Genomic DNA, 7,144 nt, shown 5'->3' with positions numbered 1-7,144 from the left:
CATCCGGCCGCTGCTTCTTGGCGAGGGCCATGAACTGGTCGCCGAGGCCCCGGCCGCGCCACGCGGGGTCGAGGTAGAGCTGTTTCAGCTCCCAGCCGATGCGAGTGCGGTTGGCTGATGGGCGACGGGTGTTGCTCAGTGTGTGGCGTCGGTTGTTTGCACTGGGTGTGTGAGGCGTCGTTTTGCCGTCGGACGTCCAGGTGCCCGCTGGTGGTCATCTCCTCGCCACCGAGCCTGGACGGGGCCGGGGCGGGTGCCGGGAAGGGTCCGGCTCGCGCTCGTCGTTGCGCAGGCCGTCCGTTCGCTGGACCGCGATGAAGCCGTGTCGCTCGTAGAACCGGTGCGCCGCTTCGTTGACCTGGAACGTCCACAGGGTAAGCCCATCCGGCCGCTGCTTCTTGGCGAGGGCCATGAACTGGTCGCCGAGGCCCCGGCCGCGCCACGCGGGGTCGAGGTAGAGCTGTTTCAGCTCCCAGCCGTTGAGCACCAGGAGCCCCACCACGTTGCTCCCGGTGACCGCGACCCAGGTCTCGTACTGCGGCACGAGCACGCGTGCGAACCAGTCGCGTACTTCTGCTTCGTCGTGTGCGCAGCGCACGGTCGGCAGCGCGGCGGCAAAGGAACGCAGCCACACATCGGCCGCGGCGCGCGCGTCGGTGTCGCTGGCACGACGGAGAACAACGTCGTCATTGGTCATAGCGCGGTACCTCCGGCGATCCAAGGGCTGATGGCGTGGTGCGGGGGTTTCGTGTGGGCCTGGTACTACTTCCCGGGACGTCCGAGCTGGTGGGAGGTCCAGCCGGCCACGCGCCAGGGCTCCGGGTCGAGGGTGGTGCGGCAGTCGACGATCAGGGGGTTGGCCGGGCGAACCGCCAGGTCCTGGGGGTCCGCCTGCTGGTACTCCGGCCATTCGGTGGCCAGGACGACGAGGTCGGCTCCGTCGACGGACACAGCCAGGTCGTCGGTGTATTCCAGCTCCGGGTTGCGGGTCACTGCGGTGGCCACGGCCTGCGGGTCGTGAACGGTGACGGTGCCGCCGGCCTGCTGCAGGGCATGGGCGAGCGCGAGCGCCGGGCTCTCCCTGACGTCGTTGGTGCCGGGCTTGAACGCGGCGCCCCACACGGTGATCTTGGCGTTCTTGACGGGGCGGTCGCCCAGGGCGCGGCGGATGAGGTCCATGGCGACGTCCGTGCGGTTCTCGTTGATCTTCTCGGCGGCGCGCAGGAGGGTCGCGGCCTGTTCGGCGCCGAGCTGGCGTGCGGAGGCGGTGAAGGCGCGGACGTCCTTGGGGAGGCAGCCGCCGCCGTAGCCGATGCCGGGCCGCATGCCGCCGCTGCCGATTCGGGGGTCGATGCCGAGGATCTCCACGATCTGGGAGATGTCGCCGCCCGCTGCGTCGCACATGTCGGCGACGGCGTTGATGTAGGAAATCTTCAGGCCGAGAAAGGTGTTAGCCGCGCCCTTGGCGAGTTCAGCGGTCTGCGGGTCGGTGACGAACAGGGGGACGCCTTCGTCCAGGATGGGGGCGTAGACGGCGCGGATCGCTTTCTCGGCCTCGGCAGTGGTGAGGCCGGCGATGATGCGGTCGGGTCGGAGCGTGTCTTCCACCGCGTGTCCCTCCCGGAGGAACTCCGGGTTCCACACGACGTCGACGCGCTCGCCTGCGGGAGCCAGGCGCTGGGCGAGGGCGGTGACCTGAACAGTGGTGCCGACGGTGACGGTGGACTTCCCGACGATCGTGCACGCCCGGTCGAGGTGGGGGGGAGAGAGTTGGCGGATGGCGCCGTAGACCTGCCCGGAGTCGTACGAGCGGCCGTCGGCATCGATGGGGGGCGGCGGGGTGATGACCGTCGTCCTCTGTTCCAAGTGCGGCACCGCGATCACGCCGGAGCCGGCCGAGCTTGCCGCCGTCCCTGACGTCTCCGACGACGAGTGCGACCGGGATAAGGAGACACGCCGGGCACCTTCCACCGTTCCGCAGGGCCGACCGCCTCCTCGACGGCGTCAATCCCACCTCATCCTCGAACCCCGTACGCACGGTGCATTCCCCGCGCGTGACCCACCTGATCTACCGGGTACGGGCGGTGTGACGGCCCCGCTCCACCCGCACCCGTCGGTGGATGGCGGCGGCGCCTCGGCGCCCGGTACGGCGATCGCTACGGGACGGGGGACTGAAGCCGGGCCCCGAGCGTGTCCAGCCCGTGCCGCAGGCGGCGGAAATAGGTGGCGCGGCTGAGGTGGAGGCCGCGGGCCACCTGGTGGTGGGTGCTGGCCCGGCCGAAGTAGTACGCCTGCAGGATCCGGCCGGCCTCGGCCTCGGCGTCGTCCGCGCTGAGCGCTAGGCCGTGCACCGCGTCGTACAGCCAGCCGCGCAGGCTTTCCACCGTCGGGGTCCGGGGGAGGGCGAGCAGGGGGCTCTCCGCCAGGAACTGGGGGTCCCGGATCCGGCTCAGGGCCTTGGCGAGGTGCGCGGTTACGTCCCGGACGGGACCCCCGGCGAGCCGCGCGAGCCAGCGGGGCAGGGCGTTGGGGGCGAAGTCGTTGCTGAAGACTTCGGGTGGGCGGCCGCAGCGATAGACGTCCTCGCCGATTCCGCCGTGCTTGCGGAACTCCAGGCCGCCCAGCAGGGTCTGGTAGCCGGGGCTCGCCGTGGAGACGACCAGGCGCCCGGTGCCGACGGCCTGCCGGAGGATGTGGCGCAGCAGCTGGGCGTGCACGGCGGGGTCCGGGCAGTACGCCGCGCCGAGGAAGAGACCGCCGGCGGCGAGCTCGTCGCTGTGCTGCTGGAGCAACGGTTCGGCCGAGCCCATGGTGCGCTCGCCGATCGGCAGCAGGCTCGCCAGGCCGACGGGCCTGCCATCCGCGTCGCGGGCCAGGTGGAAGGCGGAGATGTCGTCGGCAGCCCAGCGCTCGGCCAGGCGGTCCGCTCGGCGCGGGTCGAACCCACTAGACACGGCCCACTCGCGCATCAGCCGACCGATGGCGCCGGCGTCCGTGTCCGCGGCCGTACGGAACAGCGATGAGCGCTCCGCCGCGGGGAAGAGCTCCTGCCGCATCAGCGGATCGCCGGTCAGGAAGATCCCCTGCTCCACGAGCTCGCCCCGTTCGGCAGGGTCCTCGGCACGGTCCAGGAGAGCGAGTCGATACCTGGCGGCGCGGGTGCGGACGGCCTCGTGCGCCTGTGGCTGGCGCCACCGGTAGGCGAGTTCGATTACGTGGCGGAACGGCTCGGCGAGCCCCAGTCCCAGCCGTCCCCGGGCGACGATGCTGAGTTCGGCCAGCGCCGTGAACAGCTCGGGGCCGCCGGTCAGCAGCTTCTCGTCGGCGTTCCAGACGGTGGCGAGCAGCCGGAGCGTGTGCTGCGGGCGTCGCCCCGGGAGCTCCTTCCCGAGCCGTTCGAGGATCTCGGTGGCGACGTGGTCCGCCACCGCGCCCGGCGCGGACGGCGGCATTCCGGCCCGCAGCGCCCGGCCCACGGCCTGTGCGAGCAGCGGCAGGCCGCCCCCCAGCCGCAGGGCGAGGTCGCGGCCCTCGGCGGTCTCCATCCCGGCCGTGAGCTCGCCGTCCGGCAGCGGCGGCACGGTCACGGTGACGGCGCCCGAGTGCGCCCAACCGGCATCGGCGAGCACCGGACGGCGGCTCACCACCAGGAGGTTCGCGGCCGCGCCCAGCGCCTCGCGAACGGCCGCCAGCCTGCGGGGGCCGTCGACGCTGTCGACCACCAGCAGCCGGTCGAGGGGGGAGGCCTGTGCCTGGCGCAGTGTGCCGACCGCGTGGGGCCGGTCCAGATCGACCGTCAGTGCCGGCTGCAGCGCCGCCGCGAGCCGCGACTTCCCGACACCCAGCGGGCCCGCGAGGTTGACCAGCGGATGGGCGGCCACGGCAGCCCGCAATTCCTCCAGGACGGCCGACCGCGACCCGCCGATTTCACTCATTCCGCACCCGAACCCCTCATGATCTTCACCTCGGCAGCGGCAGGACGATACCCAGCCGACCGCCGGGGTGTCCGGCGATCACTCAGATTCCTTGTGTGCCAGGTGGGTTGAGACTCTCGTGAGACTGCCGCAGGCCGTCGCGGCGGTAGCGTCGTCCTCGCCGAAAGCCGGACGGGGACCGCTCCCTCCGGCGGTGATTTGTCAGGTGCGCCTCATCCGTCGGCTTTGTTTTCACCACTGGAAGGAACCAACGATGAAGTTGGCCCGCACGCTCGCGGCCGGTCTCATGGCCATGCTCGCTGCGCTGTTCGTGATGCCCTCCGGGGCCGCTGCCGCCGCCCTCTCGCAGTCCGGATCCACTCAGGCCGCCCTCACCGAGGTGCCCACCACCCCCAGGAGCTTCACCGGCGAGGGCTGGGGCCCCCTCAACATCGCCGAGCCGGCGGCGTACGACTCGGCCTACAGCCAGGCCGCTGCGGCGGGGTACCCGTCCCACCTCTGCAGGGTCACCCTGGGCCCGGAGCGCATCTGGATCTCCGGTGACTACTACCAGGTGCTGCTGAAGATCTCCTGCACCCCGCCGCCGCCCGAGGGGTCCGGCCCGATCGTCGCCGTGCCCAACGGCAAGTGCGTGGACGTCAAGGACGGCAGCACGAAGGACGGCGCCCTCATCCAGCTCTACAAGTGCCACGGCGGTGCAAACCAGGTCTGGAAGCTCGAGGCCGACAAGACCGTCCGCTCCATGGGGCGCTGCATGGACGTCCAGTACGCCAAGACCGAGAACGGCTCGGCCCTCGGCCTGAACAGCTGTCACGGCGCCGCCAACCAGCAGTTCGAGCTGCTTCCCGGCGGCAAGCTGCGCAGCGTCCACTCCGGCAAGTGCGTGGACGTGGTCAGCTACTGGACCCTCACCCGCCTGGTCATCTGGGACTGCTCGGCGGACCGCCCCTACCAGCAGTGGCGCGGCGCGGCCCTCGGCCTCTGACCTCGCCGGCCCGCTGAGCACGGCCCCTGGCGACCCGCCAGGGGCCGTGCCGTCTGCGACGGTGTGACGCGCGGGTCCGGGTCATGGCCGGTGCGGGGTTGGTGCCGTGGCGGAGGCCGCCCGCTGAGCCGGGCTCAGACATCCCGTCGCCGCACGACTATCACGGCGACGGCCACCGAGAGGAGCGCCCATGCCGCGAGCGCGGTCCAGGAGCCCGTGATCGTGGCCGGATATTCGCCCAGGCTGGTGTGGCCGTCGGGGTTCAGCGACAGCCGGGCCTGCGCGGCCAGCGGCAGGTGGTTGCCGATCTCCTTCAAGAGCCGGTACCTCTCGCCACCGAAGAGCATGGGCAGGACGAAGAGCGTCCCAACGACGGCGACGATTGAGGCCGTGGCGTGTCTCAGGACGGCGCCGAGCGCCATGCCGATGAGCGCAGAGACCGGGATGACCAGCGCGTATGCCGTTACGGCCCGCAGGCAGCCGGGGCCGTGGATGGAGAGTCCGACGTGGCGGGAGGCGAGCATCGCGTCAGCACTGATCACCAGAGCATGCCACCCGGGCCCCTTCCACCCGAGCCTGGTGAGGCCACGGTCCCAGGAGCCGGGCGGTACGCGCTGGTAGTCGTGATGATTCCCGCATTGAGCCCGTTGGCGGGCGGCCTGCGCGCTACGCTCAAGATCACGCCGTGCCGACAGGAGTGTGCGGACGAGGGCAGGTGTCCCAGGCGCTCTGGACAGCACCTGACCGCACGAGGTGCCCCCGCCGGCTGGCAGGGGCACCTCGGCGACGTTCCACCACCTGTACCGCGCCCCGACCGGGGAGCGCGCGTATTGCCGGTGTCACCCGGTTCATCGCCCTGCTCGCCGGGCATCCCGTCGAGGGCTGGCGGCCGTCGTCGTTCGCGAACTGCCGGATTACCCCGCTGTAATGGTCCGTTAGTTCGATGAGAGGGCAGGCTGTGGAGGGGTATGGGAGATCGTCAACGGATCTGAAAGAGGGCGAATGGGTGCGATGAGGACGAGGATGGGTGTGACCGCCGTGCTGGCGCTGCTGCTGTTACCGGCCGTGGCGGGCGGTGCCTTCGCGGCGCCGGCCGTGGATCCGCCTGCCCCGACGCCCGAGGGGGCGCAGTTGTCGGCGCGCCCCGGTGAGCGGCTCACGTTCACGGTGGCTTCGTACCTGCCGGGTAGGAACGGAGACTGGGTGGTCTCCGAGATCTTCATTGAGCACGGGACGCTGAGGATGAACGATCCGGTCATCACCGCCGTGGCGACCGTGGCCTGTGACACCCCGCCGGGCGTGTACCCGGTCGAGCGGACCGGGCCCGGCGGGCCCGCCAAGACTGCCAAAGGCGACGCATGGGTGACCGTCAATGTCGCGGACGTCGGCGAGGCTGAACGCAGGGCCTGTCCCGGGAAAGTCGCGGCCCTTCCCCCGGATCAGCCTGAGGAGCGCTGGCCGGCGGGTGACTCCTGGCCACAGTCGCCCTGGGACGTACGGACGTTCCAGCCAGGCGAAAAGGTGACCCCCACCGTCATGGTGCAAGGGTACGACCAACCCATCACCTCCCCGGGCTTCACCAGCAAGCCTGTCATGCGCGGGACCAAGGCGGTCGTGACGGCGAGGGCGGTGATCCGCTGTGATGCCGAGCCCGGACTGTACGAGGTCCGCTGGGTGGGCAGGGACGACGTCTGGGCCCGCTACCGAGTGGCCCGGACCGATGACGCGGCCCGCCGCACCTGCCAGGACGAGGCAGCGAAAGCGGCCACGGGGCAAGTGGCCCCGCGGCTGCTCGGCGCCGCGGCTCTGGCTGCCGCAGGCGTGGCGACCTGCCTCCTGGTCCGGCGTCGCCGTAACACGTTTCGCTGATCCCCCGGAGCGGGGGCGAGTACGGACATCGCTGGCGCCCGGGCAGCGCTATCGGGTCCACTCCACTCCGAGGTCGGCGAGGGCTGCGAGCTGGGCGGGGTTGAGCCGCTATCGGCGGGCCTTGAGATTCCCATACCAGATCCCGGTGCGGTGCTCGGCTCCATCGGGCAGCACCTGGACGACGGCGCGCCCCGGCAGGGCGCCCTCCCGCGCAACGTACTGCGCGAGGGCCTGAAGGCCCTTCTGGAACGCCTCGCTGCCCTTGCTGGCCCTGAACGAGCAGCGGTACGTGGGGGTGGGGCCAGCAGCCCCGCCCCTGCACCCCCGGCGGGGAGTGGCACCCCGCCGGGCCCGA

6 protein-coding genes are annotated in these 7,144 nt (G+C 71.4%); 2 read left to right on the top strand and 4 right to left on the bottom strand.

Features of this window, described 5'->3' with window-relative positions; all coding sequences use genetic code 11:
* Nucleotides 1-214: 214 nt before the first annotated feature.
* The 3 genes from ACGFYQ_RS39265 to ACGFYQ_RS39255 all read right to left on the bottom strand — a co-directional run bounded on the left by ACGFYQ_RS39265 (nucleotide 215) and on the right by ACGFYQ_RS39255 (nucleotide 3,935).
* Entirely contained in the window at nucleotides 215-697 is a 483-nt protein-coding gene (locus ACGFYQ_RS39265; protein ID WP_393751724.1) for a GNAT family N-acetyltransferase, read from the bottom strand.
* Between the two features lie 65 nt (nucleotides 698-762).
* Nucleotides 763-1,866, bottom strand: a complete 1,104-nt coding sequence (locus ACGFYQ_RS39260; protein ID WP_393751722.1) for a UDP-glucose dehydrogenase family protein — start codon at nucleotides 1,864-1,866, stop codon at nucleotides 763-765.
* Nucleotides 1,867-2,156: 290 nt separating this feature from the next.
* Complete coding sequence (locus tag ACGFYQ_RS39255) at nucleotides 2,157-3,935, bottom strand: hypothetical protein (RefSeq protein WP_393751720.1); 1,779 nt, start codon at nucleotides 3,933-3,935, stop codon at nucleotides 2,157-2,159.
* 253 nt (nucleotides 3,936-4,188) lie between these two features.
* Here ACGFYQ_RS39255 and ACGFYQ_RS39250 point away from each other — a divergent pair, with 253 nt between their 5' ends.
* The gene (locus ACGFYQ_RS39250; protein WP_393751718.1) at nucleotides 4,189-4,920 is read left to right on the top strand and encodes a ricin-type beta-trefoil lectin domain protein; all 732 of its coding nucleotides are present in this window, start codon (nucleotides 4,189-4,191) and stop codon (nucleotides 4,918-4,920) included.
* Between the two features lie 134 nt (nucleotides 4,921-5,054).
* Here ACGFYQ_RS39250 and ACGFYQ_RS39245 read toward each other — a convergent pair whose 3' ends face one another.
* Complete coding sequence (locus ACGFYQ_RS39245) at nucleotides 5,055-5,462, bottom strand: hypothetical protein (protein ID WP_393751716.1); 408 nt, start codon at nucleotides 5,460-5,462, stop codon at nucleotides 5,055-5,057.
* Between the two features lie 487 nt (nucleotides 5,463-5,949).
* On the opposite strand from ACGFYQ_RS39245, the gene ACGFYQ_RS39240 reads away from it, so the two are divergent.
* Nucleotides 5,950-6,789, top strand: coding sequence for a hypothetical protein (locus ACGFYQ_RS39240; RefSeq protein WP_393751714.1), 840 nt, complete (start codon nucleotides 5,950-5,952; stop codon nucleotides 6,787-6,789).
* Nucleotides 6,790-7,144: the final 355 nt, after the last annotated feature.

Source organism: Streptomyces sp. NPDC048258 (genome assembly GCF_043201995.1).
Taxonomy (GTDB): Bacteria; Actinomycetota; Actinomycetes; order Streptomycetales; family Streptomycetaceae; genus Streptomyces.
Note: the sequence above shows the minus strand (reverse complement) of the source record. Positions and strands in the feature narration are given on the sequence as shown.